Source organism: Methylobacterium sp. Leaf91, assembly GCF_001422815.1.
Lineage (GTDB): Bacteria > Pseudomonadota > Alphaproteobacteria > Rhizobiales > Beijerinckiaceae > Methylobacterium.
Map to the genome: position 1 here is coordinate 75903 of NZ_LMMP01000001.1, position 17121 is coordinate 93023.

Sequence of the window (17121 nt, forward strand, 5' to 3'; positions counted from 1 at the left end):
CGCGATGCCTGCTGAACGCAGCGGCTCCACGCGCGGGGAAAGGGGGGCCTGCGCACCCTGCGGCATTTCCGACCCGGCCCGACAAAAACTTGAACGAAACACGAACGACGCGCATGTCCCTGTCATGGACGAGACCCTCGCCAAGAAGCTGCGCATCCTGGCCGATGCCGCGAAATACGACGCCTCCTGCTCCTCGTCGGGGGCACCCAAACGGGTGGCGGGCAAGGGCGAACTCGGCTCGACCACCGGGGCCGGCATCTGCCACGCCTACACGCCGGACGGGCGCTGCATCTCGCTCCTGAAGATCCTGCTGACCAATTACTGCCTGTTCGATTGCGCATATTGCGTGAACCGGCGCTCCTCCAACGTCGCTCGCGCCAAATTCACCGTCGAGGAAGTCGTGACCCTCACGGTGGAGTTCTACAAGCGCAACTATATCGAGGGTCTGTTCCTCTCCTCGGGCATCATCAAGTCGCCCGACCATACGATGGAACTGCTGACGCGGGTGGCCAAGAGCCTTCGGCGTGACCACGGCTTTCGCGGTTACATCCACCTGAAATCGATCCCCGAGGCGAGCCCGTGGCTGGTGGAGGAGGCGGGGCTCTATGCCGACCGGCTCTCGATCAACCTCGAACTCCCCACCGATGCCAGCCTGCACCGGCTGGCGCCGGAGAAGAACGGCCCGGTCATCCAGAACGCGATGAAGCAGATCGGCGCGCGGATCACCGAGGCGAAGGCCGAGAAGCGCCGGTTCTCGCCCGCCGGCCAGTCGACGCAGGTCATCGTCGGCGCGGACACCACCACCGACGAGGCACTGATCCGCAAGAGCGCCCTTCTCTACGGTTCGTTCAACCTGAAGCGCGTCTACTACTCGGCCTTCAGCCCGATCCCCGACGGCTCCGCCATCCTGCCGCTGAAATCCCCGCCGCTCCAACGCGAGCACCGGCTCTATCAGGCCGATTGGCTGATCCGGTATTACGATTTCTCCGCCGACGACGTGGCGGATGCCGCCGAAGACGGGATGTTTTCCCTCGACATCGATCCGAAACTGGCCTGGGCCCTGAAGCACCGGGGTCGTTTCCCCGTGGACGTGAACGCCGCCGACCGCGAGATGCTGCTACGGGTGCCGGGCCTCGGTGCGCGTGCCGTCGACAAGATCGTGAAGGCGCGCCGCCACACACGGCTGCGCCTGGACGACGTCGCCCGACTCACCTCCGGCCTGAAACGGGCCCGCCCGTTCCTGATCGCCGCCGATTATCACCCTGGCCCCGGCGGTACCGACCGGCTGGACCTGCGCGCCAAGCTCGTCGAGCCGGCGCGGCAGCTGAGCCTGTTCTGATGGACCGCGATGGTGAGCACCACCCTCCCCCCTCTGCGGGGGAGGGTACCTGCGGAGCAGGCGGGAGAGGGGGCGACCTCTCCGGAGATGGCGCTCCCCTCTCCCGACCCTCGCTCACGCGAGGGCCACCCTCCCCTGCGGAGGGGGGAGGGTCGGGCGGATCACTCCAAACGGTCATCCTCCACGAGGGTGCCGATCTCGACGGGTTCCGCACCGCAGCGCGCCGGCTCGCCGCCGCATCGGTCCCGCCCGATAGAGTAGTCTGGTCCATCGGGCAGGCCCCCGGCCTGTTCGGACAGGTCTCCCAGCCAGAATCCGGCTCCGATGCGCCACTAAGCCTGCCGCGCGCGGTGGCCGACCTGATCCGCATGGTCGTCCCGCACCGCGACCCCGAGCGCTACGCCCTGCTCTACACCCTGATCTGGCGCATCACTCACGGTGAACGCGGCCTGATGGAGGTGGGAAGCGACCCGCTGGTCCATCGGCTCGACCGGATGCGCAAGGCCATCGCCCGCGACCTGCACAAGATGCACGCCTTCCTGCGGTTCCGGCGGACTGAGGCCGACGGTGTCGAGCGCTTCGTCGCCTGGTTCGAGCCGGATCATCACATCCTGGAGGCGGCAACCACGTTCTTCGTCTCGCGTTTCCGGTCGTTGCACTGGACGATCCTCACGCCGGACGGCTCCGCCCATTGGGACGGGGAGACCCTGACCTTCGGCCCGCCGGGACGACGCGAGGATGCGCCCGAGGCCGATGGGTTCGAGGCCGGCTGGCGCGATTACTATGAGAGCACGTTCAACCCCGCCCGCACCAACCTTGCCGCCATGCGGGCGGAGATGCCGAAGAAGTATTGGCGCAACATGCCGGAAACAGCGGCGATTCTCGGCCTCGTCCGCGCCGCCTCAGCCCGCACGGAAGCCATGATCGAACGGGAGCCGCAGATGCCGACCAAGCGTAACCCCGCCAAGGCCGTCGCCGCCATGTCCGACCAGGATCCCACCTCCCTGGAGGAGCTCAACGCCATCATCCGGCGCTCGGAGCCCCTGGTGCCGGGCGCGACCCAGGCCGTCCTCGGCGAAGGCCCTGCTCATGCCGCCATCGCCTTCGTCGGCGAGCAGCCGGGCGACCAGGAGGATCGGCAGGGCCGCCCCTTCGTGGGACCGGCCGGGCAGCTCCTGTCCCGCGCCATGGCGGATGCGGGCATCCAGCGGAACGCGGCCTACCTCACCAATGCGGTCAAGCATTTCAAGTTCGAGGAGCGCGGCAAGCGCCGCATCCACCAGAAGCCCACCGCCGGCGAGGTCAGCCATTACCGCTGGTGGCTCGACCGGGAGCTGGACTTCGTGGCCCCCAAACTCGTCGTGGCCCTGGGCGCCACCGCCGTCCTGGCCCTGACGGGCAAGGCGATCCCGATCACCCGCGCCCGCGGCCCCGCTTCTTTCGGCAAGCCCTATGAGGGCTTCATCACGGTGCACCCCTCCTACCTCCTGCGCCTCCCCGACGACGCCAAGGAAGACGCTTACGCAGCCTTCGTGGCCGACCTGAAACGGGTCGGGGATCTGGCGCGCACGCTGGGGGAATAGCGGCTTGGCCACGGGATCCGGCGCTACGATCGATGACCTTGCCCTAGCTGCGGGTACGACCTGCGCATTCGGGTGTCACGGGTCCGCCTGAGATGCCTCGGGTAGGATAGAAAAGTCTGATGACCGGAGCGACCCCGGAACAGGGATCGTCCACCCGAGTGGACGTCACGCAGCGACCCAGCCAGAGCATGGCGTGTCGGACCGTCACCCGACGATCGGCAGCATGACGCGTTGCGGGATCGGGACATACCGATCAAGAGACCTTGCCGACCAAAAGATCTTACTGACCAAAAGATCTTGCCTCCTCATCCCTGAACTATGAGAACTGTGAGGCTTCAGGACGAGAGGGTGTCCGGATCCTCGGCCCCCTCTCGTAAATTGGCCTCCCGGTACGGAAATGCGAGCACGACCCGTGTGCCGGGCTGCAGATCCTGCCATTCCGGTTGACCGCCGAGTTGGCGACCGAGCCCGGTGATCACCGTCATGCCGAGGCTCTTCGACCGCGACGGGTCGAAGCCCGCTGGCAGGCCGACGCCGCTGTCGCAGACTTCGAGACGGAGCCGTCCCGGCTCCTCCCGCGTCACCGAGACCCGCACTTCGCCGGCTCCGTCGGGATAGGCATATTTGAAGGCGTTCGTGACGAGCTCGTTGACGATGAGCCCCAACGGCACGGCATGGTTCGTCGCCACCATGACCGGTGCGACCTCGCAGGTCAGTCTGTGGTTCGGCCCCACCGATGCGCCCAGATGTTCGCAAAGCTCCGCCAGGAACTCGGCCAGATCGAGGACCTGGACCTCGTCCGTGCGCCATAGCCGGTCGTGCACCGTCGCGATGGTCAGGACCCGTCTCCGCGCGTCGCCCAGAGCGGCGCGCAAGACAGGATCGGTCGCCATGTCGCCCTGCATGTTCAGCAGGCTCGCCACGATCGAAATGCTGTTCTTCACCCGATGGCTGATTTCCCGCGTGAGAACCTCCTGATGCGCCAAGGCCTGCCGTAGACGGGCTTCCGTCTGTTGCAGCTCCTCTTCCGTGCGGTGCCGGTCGATCGCACCGCCCAGCAGGTTGGCGAACCCCTGGAGGAACGCGATATCGGCCTCGGTGAAGCGCCCCTCCGTCGGACTGTCGACTTCGAGGACACCGAACGGCTCGCCCTCGCCACGGATGATGACGTTGATCGCCCGCTGGATCCCATGGTCTTCGAGCACTTTGGGCGTGCGGAAGCGGCTTTCGCCCCCGAGATGGTTCGAGATGACCGGTTGCCCGGTCTGAAAGGCGTAACCGGATGGGCTCGCCGCATCGGCCCCCGTCCTTGCGATACCGACGATTCCGGGTTTCCAGCCGATCCCCGCCTGCACCACGAACTGATGCTCGGCGGGCAAGTATTCCATGATCTTGCAATACCGGCTCTGGAGCCCCTGCGCGCAGACACGCGTCGCCTCCTGCAGGAGCGTGTCGATGAATCGCGTCCTGAGCGCGAACATCCCGAACTCGGCGGTAAGTTCCTGCTGGCGAAGCCGGTAGGCCAGCTGCTCCGCGGCTCCGCCTCCCTGCTCCATGGGAACCCCCGGAGGCATCGATCGATCTGCCGTCATGTCCGGCTTTCTTCCCAGCGGGGCCGCGGCCTCAAACAGCCAAGGCTTTCCCTGCGATCCCAGTGTGATCTCACGAGATGTGACTCGTCGAGCGCCCTCGATTCACGCGGTCGTGCCTCCATCAAACTCTTCAGACGCCGCGGGGATGCATGGTGGCGGACAGACGGTTTCCACGGGCAGGCATGCTTGCGCCGTCGCCTGGATTGTTTCCGCGAGGATTCGGGATTGCGAAAAGTCGCGAAGGCCGGACCCTAGGGGGTTCGAGACGGGACGACCCCGCATTCCCGATCCGGGCCAGTCGCCCGACGGGGAGTTTGCCTTCTGCTAACCGAAGCGGTGCATCCTGATGTCGAGCCAAGTTGCGTATCGGCTCCCGTCGTGTGGACACGACACGATGCACCCCGCCGACCCCGTGAGCAGATCGGGGCGGCGGGGCTGCTTCAGGATAAGACGACCGTCGACCTCGCCCCTGACCATACAGCCGCCGCGCCTTTTCACGCGTTCGGGCCTCGCGCGGGGATCATCATCAACCCGGTCAGGATGAGGGCCGGCACGAAGATCGACCAGAAGGACAGGGCCGCCACGCCGAAAGCCCCGGCCAACGCCCCAACGGCGAAAGCCAGCACGGCCGAGAGCGTCCGCTTCAGGCGGGTATTGGTCTGAGCCGTGGCGCGCGCGCCGCAAAAGCGATCGGTCAGGTCGATCACGGCCTGCGTGACATTCACGGTCATCACGGTCGTCGCCGCCAGATGACCGATGACGAGACGGCCGATCCCGTTCTGAATGCCCATGGCGGCGACGCCCAGCATGCCCACGGTGATCGCCGCGATGCCGTCCGGCGATCCGAGGGGCGACAGGGCGATGCCCGCAACCGCGAAGGCGATGAGAACGGCAGCCTCGAGGGCCAGCAAAGGCCGAAGCGGCGCCACCCCTCTCCGCTCCAGGACCAGGGTGACCAGTCGTGTCAGGGCGACGGCCAGGATGAAGACCGGCAGCGCCAGCAGCTTGGCGATGACGCCGCTCGATGTGGAAACAAGCTCCGCACCGATGAGCACGAAATTGCCGGTCACATGCGCCGTGAAGAGGCCGGTGAGGGCGATGAAGGTGGCGGCGTCCACGAACCCCGCGGTGAAGGCCAGGCCGGCACCGATCAAGGTGTCTCCATGATCCCGAACAGGCATTCCGCGCCTCTGATCTTCCTGGGCCTTTGATTTTCCTGGGCCTTTGATCTTCCCCGTGCGCAAGGCCTGCCGAAGGTGAGCGCGCTCACCTTCGGATCGGCGTCACTCGAAGCCGATCGCGCAACCGGCTCGGGCCTGTCGCGTGCGGATTGGCTTCGACCGGGCCTCGGCTCAGGCCGAACGTGTCCCTCAGGCGGTGGCGGCCTTGCGCGGACGGCCCGCCCGCTTCGGCTTCTCGGATACCGGAGCGTCGTCCTGGACGACCGTCTCCTCCGGTTCGGGCGCAGGGGCCCGGCGCGGCTGCCCGAGGCCGAGCGACCGGGCGAGTTCCGAGCGTTGCGCCGAGTAGCTCGCGGAGGTCATCGGGTAATCCGGCGGCAGGCCGTATTTCGCCCGGTAGGCTTCGGGGCTGAGACCACGGAGGGTCAGATGGCGGCGCAGCGTCTTGTAGGGCTTGCCGTCTTCGAAGCTGATCAGAGCGTCCGGGGAAATCGATTTCTTGATCTGCGCCGGTGTCGCCTTCTCGATCTTGTCGGTCTCGGTTGCCTCCGATCCTCTGGAAGCCAGACCACTGATCGCGGCGTGAACGTTGTTTAGCAGATCAGGCAGCGCGCTTGCAGGTATCGAGTTGTTGGAGACGTAGGCGGATACGAGGTCGGCCGTGAGTTCGATATAATCGGCCTGAAATTCTTGGGCATCATCGCTCATGTGGTAGGTACTCCTGCCAATCCATCAACGGCTATAGATTGACTTCGGCGAGAATGACAATCTTTCAAGAGCTATAATTCCTTGGGCAGGAACCGTTGGTATAAAACCGGACAGAGCGCTGTTTTTCAGTCATCGCACACAAACATTTATTAACGAACGTCTTATTTTCGCCTCATATAATCAGTGCCCATCTCATAATACTGATTTTTTCCGGAAAAGACTTTTCCATATTTTTCAATTCTCTCACGACACAAAAGCAAATCGCCAGAATGCATATTGAATTACAATGCGATTGAAATGATAGCCTTGATCGCGCGGTGAAGTGGAAAACATGACACTCAAGTAAAACTGCGCCGGACCGCCCCGGATAATGGTCGATCCGCAAGTCTGGCGGCGAGGTTTCGAAAAGGGACCCGGTGCGGCACGGGATCCCGATGACGAGAGCGCGCCGGTCAGCGCGGAGAGCGGGATACGACCCGGTAGAAGACCCCGATCGCGATCAGAAACACGGCGAGGCCCGCCGTTTCGGTGACGGTGGACAACTCGGGATCGGCGATCGTCAGGGAGGCGCTGCGTCCGGTGACGGTATCGGCGGCGGCGAGCAGGACGCCGACGAAACTCTCGCCCACGAGAAAGCCCGATGCGAGCAGGATTCCACGGCGACGCACGGCCTCATAGGCGGGCTCGGCCCCCTCCCCCTCGAAGCGCTTCCGGAACGACCGCTCGCTCAGCCACGCGATCACGCCTCCGATCGCAATCGTCACCACCACGTTCAGCGGAAGATAGATGCCGATGCCCACCGTGAGGGCCGGGAACACGCGCCTGCTTCGGCGCAGCCGCGCCTCCACGGCGACGAGGGCGGCGCCAAGCCCCATACCCGTCAGCACCATGTTCCAGGGCAGCTCGCCGTGAACGATGCCGCTGGCGATCTGCGTCATCAGCGCCGCCTGAGGCGCCGGCAGGGCCATGCTCGCATCCATGCCGTCTCGCGGCAGGGCGCCGACGAACCCGTAAGCGTTGTAGAGGAGCGCCAGCAGGGGCCCGATCACGAGCGAGCCGACGCCGACGCCCGCGACCAGCACCGCCTCCTGCCGCCAGGGCGTGGCGTCCACGAGTTGGCCGGTCTTCAGATCCTGCAGGTTGTCGTTGGCGATCGACGCCATGGTGACGATGACCGAGGCGACCAGAAGCGCCAGGCCGATGACGAAACGGTCGCCTTCGGGTCCCGCGCTCCGTCCGATGAGGAGCGGCAGCAAGAGAGCCACCAGCATGGTGGTGAGAATGCCGATCCCCGAGATCGGGCTCGACGACGAGCCGAGGAGGCCCGCGAGATAGCCGCACGCCGCCGCCATCAGGAAGCCGAACCCCGCGGCAAACACGGTCGCCACCACGATCAGCACGGGATAGAGCGCGCCGAGTTCGGCCCCGGCCGAAAACTGGCCGAGCAGGAGCGCCATCGGCAGCATGAGGGTCACGGCCGCTCCGCCGACCCAGGTGATCGGAATGTCCCGCTCCTGGCGCGGCAGGTCGCGCAGGCCCCCATGGCTGCCGCGAGCCGATGTCAGGGCGGCGCGGATGCTCGCCAGGATCGGCCGCGCCAGCGTCGCCACGGTCCAGGCCCCGCCGACCGCGATGATCCCGGCTCCGATCAGGCGGACGCGGCCCGACCACACCGCCTCGGCGGCCGCGCCCGGGTCCATTCCCTCCCCCTGCCCGAGGGCCGTCAGGACCGGGACCGCCACCCCCCAGGCGATGATCACGCCGGTGAGCAGCGCGAGGCAGGCTCCGATGCCGACGAGATAGCCGACGCCGACGAGGGCCAGGGAAAAGCCGGTCCCGAGCCGGAACACGGCCCCACCGGCCTGCAGGGTGGTGTGGAGGCCCTCGCCGAGGACGCGCAAGCCGCTCGTCGCGACTGCGATCAGAGCCGCCGCCCCTCCGGCGCGGAGCAGATCGCGCAGACCGTGCCGGCTGCCGTCTCCGTCCTCGGTTCCGGCACCGGCCTTTAGCACCTCGGCGGCGGCCACGCCTTCGGGAAACGGCAGCCCGGCCTCGGCCACGAGCGCCCGCCGCAGCGGGATCGAAAAGGCGACGCCGAGCAAGCCGCCGACGAGGCAGACCCCTCCGGTCTGCCAGAACGGAAATCCCTGCCAATGGCCGATCAGTACGAGGCCGGGCAGGACCAGGATGACGTTGCAGAGCGTGCCGGCGGCCGAGGCCTGCGTCTGCACGATGTTGTTCTCGAGAATCGAGGTCTCGCCGAACAACCGCAGCAGGCCCATCGACAGCATCGCGGCGGGAATCGACGACGAGAACGTCATGCCGGTCTTCAGGCCCATATAGACGTTGGCGGCCATGAACACGATTGTGATGGCCGCTCCGAGCACCAGGCCTCGGAGGGTCAATTCCCGGAAACGCCGTTCTTCTCCGTGAAGCTGTCGGCCGGTCCGCGCGTCCATCGATCATGCCTCATCGGCCCATCGGGCTCGTCATCGGTGAGTGAAGCGGCGGCGCGCGATACGTCCGGGATGGCGCTCTTCGGGTCATCGGCCTCGCCAGAACCCGATCCAGTATCAGGCAAGGCGCCTTGATTAACATCTGCATAATGCTTGATCGAAGTTAGTTTTAACCGAGGTTACCAATGCAACGCCGCCATAACTAGGAACAACCACAGTCAAGCCCGGTTGTGGTCGCGTATATCCAGCCTGGATCACGCCCCATCGACGCAACATTGGCCGAACACGGATCGCTTTTCCTTTCGGACGCCGCCCGCTGGTGAACCGAGATCTACGCCGCCCAAGAGGGGGCCAGCGCGTCCACCCGCGCGACGAGCCCGACGGCCAGCGAATGAGGAACCCGACACGGGCGGATGCGCGATCCGGCTCCGACGCGAAAAGATGGGCCGAACCCGGCGAACAGACCATGGGAGATGACCGGAGTGCAGAGTGTGGGACCTGAAACGGAGGACGCCCTCGTCGATCTCATCCGCACGGTGCGGGACACGGGCTACAGGTTCACGACCGTGACGCCGGCGAGCCATGCCCGCGTCAATGCACGCCCGGAAGCGGCGCGCGCCCGCCACCTGCGCGACGTCCTCGGCTGGAGCCGCCCGTTCTCGGACGACGCCGTGCCGTCGGACGTTCTCGCCGCCCTGCAACGGGCGGGCGTCGTCGACAGCGAGGGTGAGTTCCGGCGCGCCACGATCCGCCTCTCGAGCCTCGATGACGAACTCTTCCTGCACTCGGCCTATCCGCCCGATTCGACGGACGCGGTCTTCTTCGGCCCCGATACGATGCGGTTCGTCTCCGCCGTCATCGCTCATCTCGCCCAACGCGAGAAACCGGTTCACCGGGCCGTCGATATCGGCTCGGGATCGGGAGCGGCCGGGATCGCCATCGCCAAGCGCGCCGCGGGCGCCGAAGTACTCCTCGTCGACATCAATCCGGCCGCTCTGCAGGCCGGGCGGATCAATGCCCAGGCCGCCGGGGTCGCCGGCATCGAGCCGAGACGGAGCAACCTCCTCGACGACGTCGAGGGCGATTTCGACCTCATCGTCTCCAACCCGCCCTTCATGATCGACCGGAGCGGCCGCACCTACCGCCATGGTGGGGGCGCCTTCGGCGAAGGGCTGTCACAGGCCGTGGTCGAGGCGGCGGCCGAACGTCTGGCCCCGGGGGGCAGCCTCGTTCTGTTCACCGGCTCCGTCATCGTCGATGGCGCCGATCCCTTCCGCGACGCCGCGTTGGCGACCTGTGAACGACACGGGCTGCGCACGCAGTATCGCGAGTTCGATCCGGATGCTTACGGAGAGGAACTCGAGGATCCGGCCTATGCCGAGGCCGATCGCATCGCCCTGGTGGTGTTGACGGCGACGCGCCCAGCCTGAACCGAGGAAGGCCCTTCCATGATCGATGGTGATGCCGCCCTGTCCCCGAACCAGGCCGACCTGCTGCAAGAGGTTCTGGCGGGACTGGCGCAGCCGCAGAAGCGTCTTCCCGGCAAGCTCCTGTGGGACGAGACCGGCTCCGACCTGTTCGACCGCATCTGCAGCAGCGGCGATTACTATCCCACGCGCACCGAGATGGCGCTGTTGCCGGCCGTATCGGCCGAAATCGCCCCCCTGATCGGACCCGGCGCCACCATCGTCGAATTCGGCAGCGGAGCGAGCCGCAAGATCCGCACCCTGCTCGACGCCCTCGACCGGCCGGCGCGCTTCATCGCCATCGACATTTCAGGGGATTATCTCGACGCCGCGATCCGGCGGCTCGCTCGCGATTATCCGCAGATCGAGATGATCCCGGTCTGCGCCGATTACTCCGAACCGGTCCGGCTACCGGTCGACCCGTCGGGAGGGCCGGTGCTCGGGTTCTTTCCCGGCACCAGCATCGGCAATTTCACGCCCGCCGAGGCCGAACTGTTCCTGGAGCGAGCACGCGCCACCCTGGGGCCCAGCCGCTTCCTCATCGGGGCCGACCCGAACCGGGACGCGGCCCGCCTGCTTCGCGCCTATGGCGATGCCGACGGGCTGATGCCGGCCCTGCACCGCAACCTTCTCGAGAGGCTGAACCGGGAGTTCGACGCCGATTTCGACCTGGACAACTTCCGGCACGAACCCCGCATCCTGCCCGATCCCTTCCGGGTGGAAGCGCATCTCGTGGCGCGGGAGCCGGGCCGCTACCTACTCGCGGGGACGGAGATCCGGTTCGGGGCGGGCGAGAGCATCCACACCGACAACTCGCACAAATACGCGCCCGATACGTTCCGGAGACTTGCCGAGCGCGCCGGGTGGCGGCCGGAGCGGGTCTGGCTCGACCGAGCGGGCCTCTTCAGCCTTCACCTGTTCGCCGCCTGATTTCCCCCAGATCACCCGGACATCCCATGACAAGCGACGATGCGCGTCCGACCGGCTTCCCGCTCTCGGCGGCCATTCTCTTCGGCCTCGGTATCGGCGGGTTCTTCGATGGAATCGTGCTCCACCAGATCCTGCAATGGCATCACATGCTCAGCAGCGCCGGATATCCCGCGGACAGCGTCGAGAACCTGCAGATCAATACGCTCTGGGACGGTCTGTTTCACGCCTGCACCTATCTCTTCACCCTCGCCGGGCTGTTCGTGCTGTGGCGTTACTCGCGGCAGAACCATCTCCGGTGGTCGGGCTGGCTGCTTCCGGGCGGCATCCTGATGGGCTTCGGGATCTTCAATCTCGTGGAGGGGACGATCAATCACCATCTCCTCGGCCTTCACCACGTCAACGAGACCGTGCCACGGGCGCAATGGATCTATTGGGACGTCGGTTTCCTGCTATGGGGCGCGGCGATGCTCATCGCCGGTTGGGCCCTGTACCGGCGCGGCCAGGCTCGCGCAGCGGTGTAGGCAAGCTCGCGCAGCGATGTAGGCGGGCTCGCGTAGCGACTTAGGATTGCCAGCCTCAGCTTCCGTCGATGCCCTCGCGTCAGGCCCGAAACAGATACAGCGAACCGCCGATCACCACGGCCGCGAGCACCACGAGGCCGATATAGAGTGGCATGACCCAGGAATCGCGCCCCGTCGCTCGGGCGGTGGCCTGAACCCGTGGCGAGGCCGCCTCCGTGCCCCGCGCCATCGCGATCCGTTCCTTCGAGGGCGTATTCCCGGCGGCCTCGTCATCGGTGCCAAGCGGCGAAAGGCCGACATCGTAATGGGGGATCTTGTCACCCGTCCTGCCGGAATCGATGTCGGCTTTCAGCATCGCGCTGGTGGGGCGATCGGAATCCGCAGGCGATTCGACCGCGAGGTCGGCGGGCGGCGGAGGCGTCTCGGATCGTAGGCCCATGAGAAAACTCCACTGGCGGTTCATGGCCCGCACACGCGACGCCACCTCGTGCTCGACGGCCCGACGACGAGGCAGCGGGGCCGGATCGCCCCCGCTGCCTCGTGAAGACCGGAGCACCATTGGCTAGGTGAACGATCGAAACGGGTTTTAGTCCCGGTCCTGGCTTTTCAGGCTGCTTTCCCCGCCCGAAAGATCGGTCTTCGGGTTGGCCAGGCCGCTCGTGTTCCCGGAAACACCGGATTCGATGGCATCCGGGGGGATTTCGCGGTTGGCCGCGTGATCCTGGTATTGCTCGGTCTGGACCGTCTTGCTGTCCAAGCCGCGCTGGTCGGTATGCCGAGACTTGTCGCGGTTACTCAAGACCATGTTCTCTTCGAGGATTCCCTCGGGCAGATCCGTCATCGCGCCCGTTCCGGTGCCCTTGCCCTGAGCGCCCGGCCCCATGGAATGGCGATCGGCCTTGGCCATGAAACATCTCCTCCTGTGTCCGAGTTCGAAGGCGTATGCCGCCGCTCAATGCGAGCGGTGACCGCCCTTCCCTTCCGCGTCATGCGCATGGTGGCGGTCGCGCTCGCCGCCGCCTCCCGACACATGCGAGATGGGATCGTTGGTGGGACTGCCCGGGCGCGGGCCGCGATCCGGCTCGGACCGAGGTTCGGTGGCATCCTGGTGGCTGCTACCGGGCCCGCCATGATGACGATCGGCAGCCGGAGTTTTCTTCGAGGTGCTCATCAGCGGTCCTGTTGATAGCCTTGATGCGTCGTGTTGACCTTGGAATTTCCGGCTTGGCCCATCTTGTCGGGATTCTGCGTCTGTGCGGCGCCCTTGGGTGCCGTCGACACGGGCGCCTCCGGCGCGTTGCCAGGCCCCTTGTCGGATTGGTTGGCAGGTGGAACGGGTGGCGGCTTAGCAGTCATTCGGTACACCTATCGAATAGCGTTGCCTTGCAGAGAGAACGATTCATCGCAATGTCAGTTCCGATATTTATCCTCCGCAAATCATCGCGAAGCCTGAACCGTATTTGTCTGCATGTTTACTGGCAGAGGCAGGCAGTAAGTTCCAGCCGTGGGTTCATCGACTGACGCAGGAATGCAGGCGGCACGACGAGGCCGCCTGCTACCGCCGCGATGGCGGCAGGGATCTTTCGTGGGCCTCGCGGACGGTAAAGCCCTCGGGGCAGCGTTTGGGGCCGCCTCCGAAGTCCGGTCCATCCGAGACCGGGTGCCTCTCAGATGATCGGCTTGCCTCCGGTCACCGCGACGGTGGCACCGGAGACGTAGCTCGCTTCCGAGCCTGCCAGCATCACATAGACGGGGGCGAGTTCGCAGGGCTGCCCCGGACGCTTCATCGGCACCTGCGATCCGAAGCTCTTCACCTTCTCCAACGGCATGGTGGCGGGGATGAGCGGCGTCCAGATCGGACCCGGAGCCACGCAGTTCACCCGGATGTCCCGTTCGGCCAGCATCTGGGCCAGACCGCCGGTGAAGTTCTGGATCGCCCCTTTGGTGGTCGCATAGGCCAGGAGCTGCGGGCTCGGCGTATCGGCGTTGACCGAGGTCGTGTTGATGATGGAACTCCCGGGCTTCATATGCGGGAGTGCGGCTTTCACCAGGTAGAACATCGCGTGGATATTGGTCGCGAAGGTGATCTCCCACTCTTCGTCGGAGATCTCCTCGGGGCTGGCGAATGTCTTCTGGTGGGCCGCGTTGTTGACCAGGATATCGACCTGGCCGAACTCGGAGACGGCTGTCTCGACGATGGCGCGGCAATGCCGGGGATCCTTCACATCACCCGCCATCCGCACCGCCTTGCGACCGGCGGACTCGATCAGCCGGCAGGTCACGTCGGCATCCTCATGCTCCTCATAATAGCTCACTAGGACATCCGCCCCTTCGCGGGCATAGGCCAGGGCCACGGCCCGTCCGATGCCGCTATCGGCGCCGGTGATGATCGCCTTGCGACCGGAAAGGCGCCCCGACCCTTTGTAATGCGCCTCGCCGTAATCCGGGCGCGGGTCCATGTCGGCATCGCGGCCCGGTGGCGTCAGCGGCCGCTGATTCTCGAATGGTGGCTTCGGGAAATCGGTCATCTCGAGCGATCCTTGCAAGAACTATCATATCTGCGTTGGCGGCGCATGAGGTGACCGCAAGCTTTATCCGTCAGAACGGCAAGCCATCAAAAGCCATTATCCATTCTTATTAAGAAATGACGGCGAGAACACACAGCATTAACAAAAACAATAGCTATGTTGCCCTGGACCTTGCTGTCGATCACCTCACTCGATGGGACAATTCATGGCGGAGGCTATTGTTTCGACAGCGAAGACGGTTTTAAAAGTCAGGCCGTTCTAGCGATGCTCAACCACCACGCCGCCGCGTATGGCGGCTGCCGTCCTTTGACGACAGCAGGCGGAAGGCCAGGACACCGAGGGCCAGAACGGCCCCTGAAACCGCGGCTTTCCTGACCAGCCCGGCACGGTTGTGCTGGAGTTCCGAACGGAAACCCATCTCGGCGGGGATGTTCGGAACCGTGCCGCGACCGAAATCCTGCACCAGACCTTCGACGACATTCACCCGGTCGGCCGCCATCAACATCAACCAATGGGCCCATTCGGACTCACTGTATTTGAAGGCCTGACGCCGCATGGCACCACTGACGCCGCTCGGCGGTGTCGAGGTGCCGAACACCGCCGTGAGGTTGTTCCGCTCGATGGATTGCAGGATCTCGACCGTCTGTCGCTGTTGCGGCGGCCGCGGCCAGTTCATCCCGCCCTTGTCGTCGCGCGATCGGTCGCGCATCGGGTAGGTCGGATCGTTCTCCGGATTGGCATCGGCACCCCAGCCGGGGATCTTGGATGGGTCGATCGGAAGGTTTCGCATGTCGGTCTTCCTCACCCGCGCGCCGAAGGGGGGACGAGTACGGGTTTGATGCATCCGTCGAGCTTGGCCGAGAAGATGTGATACGCGTCCGCGATCTCCTCCAGAGGCACTTTGTGCGTAATCAAGGCTTTCGGGTTCAGGCGTCCGGCCTCGATATGCTCGATCAATCTCGGCAGGAGGCGCTTGACCGAGGCCTGGTTGGCCCGGATCGTGATGCCCTTGTTCACGACATTGCCGATGGGGATGAGGTTGCCCGTGGGACCGTAGACGCCCACGATCGACACGACGCCGCCCTTCTTCACCGAATTGATCGCCCAATGGAGCGCGGTCGCGGCACCCGCCTCGAGCTTCAACTTCGTGCCCAGCAGGGTATGCAGGGCGCTGCCCGCCGCGTCGCCGCCGACGGCATCGATGCAGACATCGGCACCGAGGGAATCGGTGGTCTTCTTCAGGAAGACGACGGGATCGTCCATCGAGCGGAAGTTATAGACTTCGGCGGGACAATAAGTCCTCGCGAAATCGAGCCGGTAGTCGATGTGGTCGATGACGATCACACGTCCGGCGCCGAACAGCCACGCGCACCGGGCCGCCATGATCCCGACGGGACCGGCACCGAAGACCACCACCGTATCGCCCGGCTGAATGCCGGCCATCTCGGCCGCCTGGTACCCGGTCGGCACGACATCGGTGAGAAGCACCGCGTCGTCGAGATCCATGGTCGATGGGATCTTGCAGGGGCCTATATCGGCATAGGGGACACGGACATACTCCGCCTGGCCCCCATCGTAGCCGCCGGCCGTGTGTGAATAGCCAAAGATGCCCCCGAGCGCGCTCGCCTGCGGGTTGGCTTCATGGCAATTGCCGAAGAGACCCTGCCGGCAGAAATGGCACTGGCCGCAAGCGATGTTGAACGGGACGATCACGTGGTCGCCGACCGAGAGGTTGCCGACCTGCGACCCGACCTCCTCGACGACACCGATGAATTCATGGCCGAAGGTCATGCCCACCCGGGTATCGGGAACGAGACCATGGTAGAGATGAAGGTCCGAGCCGCAGATGCAGGTGCGGGTCACCCGCACGACGGCATCCTGAACATGTTCGCAGACCGGAACCGGCTTCCTGTCGACCCGAACCCTGTAGGGCCCGCGATAGTTCATCGCCAACATGTCTCGGATACTCCCCTGAATCCTGATCCCTGGACCGTCCGCGGAGGCTCCCCGCGGCGACAGTTCGCAGCCAAGCCGGACGGTATTCGGCTCACACGGATTGGCGCCGAGCTTCCACCGTTCGCCAAGGTGATCGTCGACCCCATGGCGCCCGGCGAATACTCAGCGCCCAGTATTCAGCGGTCTGCTTTTTCGTCGGCGGCGCTGAGTTCCAGATAGCGCAACGTCGTCGGCTGGATGAGCTCGGCAACGGTCTTCGCCATGGCCTGCTCTTCCCTCAGGGATTGCTCGAATGCGGTGCGGTGCGCACTCTGTCCGGCGGCATCCCCGATGGTCACCAGCGAGGTATAGGCCGCGATCTCAAAGTTCTCGAAGGCATGATTGGCGAAGGTGTTCTTCAGGATCTCGTCCTGAGCCGGCACGTGCCCCAGCGCCATCATGTTGCCGACGAAACCGAGGAACCCTTCCTTGATCGCCGAGGGGCCATCGCCGAGGGATGACAGCGCCTCTTCGAGCCGGTCACGCTGGCCATGCGTCTCTTGGATATGGCGACGCAACGCCGCTTCCATTTCAGGATAGCGCTGCAGGCGTTCGACCTGCCTTTCCATGATCTGAAGCGCCTGCAACTCCAGGGCATGCGTGTTCTTCAGGGCAGTAACATAGATGGAGCGCGGGTCGAGTGCCATGTAGACTATCTCCGAGTATTAAACTGTGTTATGTCTCGATTGGACGAAATCCTTGTCTCTCTAACTGTTAACGCTGCAGCCGGTTGCTTAAAGCCTCGCTCAAAATGCGGATACGCTTGCTCGGCGCCCATAAGCCGCAGCGAATGCGATCTCATTTCCTGAGACACCCTCGAGC

17 protein-coding genes are annotated in these 17121 nt (G+C 65.1%); 5 read left to right on the forward strand and 12 right to left on the reverse strand.

Annotated elements, in window-relative coordinates; genetic code table 11:
- The first annotated feature begins 124 nt into the window (after window positions 1-124).
- Together ASF32_RS00355 and ASF32_RS00360 are read left to right on the forward strand one after the other, a co-directional pair.
- The gene (locus tag ASF32_RS00355; RefSeq protein ID WP_056422010.1) at window positions 125-1339 is read left to right on the forward strand and encodes a putative DNA modification/repair radical SAM protein; all 1215 of its coding nucleotides are present in this window, start codon (window positions 125-127) and stop codon (window positions 1337-1339) included.
- Window positions 1339-2922 (forward strand): UdgX family uracil-DNA binding protein, encoded by a 1584-nt coding sequence (locus ASF32_RS00360; RefSeq protein ID WP_244483582.1) that lies wholly within the window; start codon window positions 1339-1341, stop codon window positions 2920-2922. The genes ASF32_RS00355 and ASF32_RS00360 overlap by 1 nt, the downstream gene beginning before the upstream one ends.
- A 335-nt stretch (window positions 2923-3257) precedes the next feature.
- Here the strand turns inward: ASF32_RS00360 and ASF32_RS00365 are convergent, their stop codons facing one another.
- From ASF32_RS00365 to ASF32_RS00380, 4 genes are all read right to left on the reverse strand, one after another.
- Window positions 3258-4514 carry a histidine kinase dimerization/phosphoacceptor domain -containing protein gene (locus ASF32_RS00365; RefSeq protein ID WP_056422012.1) on the reverse strand — a complete coding sequence of 419 codons (1257 nt, stop codon included), beginning with the start codon at window positions 4512-4514 and terminating at the stop codon, window positions 3258-3260.
- Between the two features lie 494 nt (window positions 4515-5008).
- On the reverse strand, window positions 5009-5668 hold the full coding sequence (locus ASF32_RS00370; protein ID WP_244478205.1) for a YoaK family protein: 660 nt from the start codon (window positions 5666-5668) through the stop codon (window positions 5009-5011).
- Between the two features lie 216 nt (window positions 5669-5884).
- The gene (locus ASF32_RS00375) at window positions 5885-6403 is read right to left on the reverse strand and encodes a MucR family transcriptional regulator (RefSeq protein WP_056422016.1); all 519 of its coding nucleotides are present in this window, start codon (window positions 6401-6403) and stop codon (window positions 5885-5887) included.
- A gap of 452 nt (window positions 6404-6855) precedes the next feature.
- Complete coding sequence (locus ASF32_RS00380; protein ID WP_056422018.1) at window positions 6856-8862, reverse strand: oligopeptide transporter, OPT family; 2007 nt, start codon at window positions 8860-8862, stop codon at window positions 6856-6858.
- Window positions 8863-9350: 488 nt separating this feature from the next.
- Here ASF32_RS00380 and ASF32_RS00385 point away from each other — a divergent pair, with 488 nt between their 5' ends.
- Genes ASF32_RS00385 through ASF32_RS00395 form a run of 3 tightly spaced genes read left to right on the forward strand, consistent with a single transcriptional unit; the run spans window position 9351 to window position 11776 of the window.
- A complete protein-coding gene (locus ASF32_RS00385; RefSeq protein ID WP_244478204.1) occupies window positions 9351-10289 on the forward strand; it encodes a methyltransferase in 939 nt (312 codons plus the stop codon).
- A gap of 18 nt (window positions 10290-10307) precedes the next feature.
- Window positions 10308-11255, forward strand: coding sequence for an L-histidine N(alpha)-methyltransferase (gene egtD, locus ASF32_RS00390; RefSeq protein WP_056422023.1), 948 nt, complete (start codon window positions 10308-10310; stop codon window positions 11253-11255).
- 26 nt (window positions 11256-11281) lie between these two features.
- Window positions 11282-11776 carry a DUF2243 domain-containing protein gene (locus ASF32_RS00395; RefSeq protein WP_056422025.1) on the forward strand — a complete coding sequence of 165 codons (495 nt, stop codon included), beginning with the start codon at window positions 11282-11284 and terminating at the stop codon, window positions 11774-11776.
- A gap of 79 nt (window positions 11777-11855) precedes the next feature.
- Here the strand turns inward: ASF32_RS00395 and ASF32_RS00400 are convergent, their stop codons facing one another.
- From ASF32_RS00400 to ASF32_RS00435, 8 genes are all read right to left on the reverse strand, one after another.
- On the reverse strand, window positions 11856-12215 hold the full coding sequence (locus tag ASF32_RS00400) for a hypothetical protein (protein ID WP_056422027.1): 360 nt from the start codon (window positions 12213-12215) through the stop codon (window positions 11856-11858).
- A gap of 147 nt (window positions 12216-12362) precedes the next feature.
- Window positions 12363-12683, reverse strand: coding sequence for a hypothetical protein (locus tag ASF32_RS00405; RefSeq protein WP_056422029.1), 321 nt, complete (start codon window positions 12681-12683; stop codon window positions 12363-12365).
- Window positions 12684-12728: 45 nt separating this feature from the next.
- Window positions 12729-12947, reverse strand: a complete 219-nt coding sequence (locus ASF32_RS26210; RefSeq protein ID WP_056422031.1) for a hypothetical protein — start codon at window positions 12945-12947, stop codon at window positions 12729-12731.
- The gene (locus tag ASF32_RS00415; RefSeq protein ID WP_056422033.1) at window positions 12947-13132 is read right to left on the reverse strand and encodes a hypothetical protein; all 186 of its coding nucleotides are present in this window, start codon (window positions 13130-13132) and stop codon (window positions 12947-12949) included. Before ASF32_RS00415 ends, ASF32_RS26210 begins: the two co-directional genes overlap by 1 nt.
- Window positions 13133-13443: 311 nt before the next feature.
- Window positions 13444-14304 carry an SDR family oxidoreductase gene (locus tag ASF32_RS00420; RefSeq protein ID WP_056422035.1) on the reverse strand — a complete coding sequence of 287 codons (861 nt, stop codon included), beginning with the start codon at window positions 14302-14304 and terminating at the stop codon, window positions 13444-13446.
- Between the two features lie 268 nt (window positions 14305-14572).
- Window positions 14573-15094: a hypothetical protein gene (locus ASF32_RS00425; RefSeq protein WP_056422037.1), complete on the reverse strand. Its 522-nt coding sequence runs from the start codon at window positions 15092-15094 to the stop codon at window positions 14573-14575.
- An 11-nt stretch (window positions 15095-15105) separates the two neighbouring features.
- Entirely contained in the window at window positions 15106-16260 is a 1155-nt protein-coding gene (locus tag ASF32_RS00430; RefSeq protein ID WP_056422038.1) for a zinc-dependent alcohol dehydrogenase, read from the reverse strand.
- 176 nt (window positions 16261-16436) lie between these two features.
- Window positions 16437-16946, reverse strand: coding sequence for a ferritin-like domain-containing protein (locus tag ASF32_RS00435; RefSeq protein WP_056422041.1), 510 nt, complete (start codon window positions 16944-16946; stop codon window positions 16437-16439).
- Between the last annotated feature and the right edge of the window lie 175 nt (window positions 16947-17121).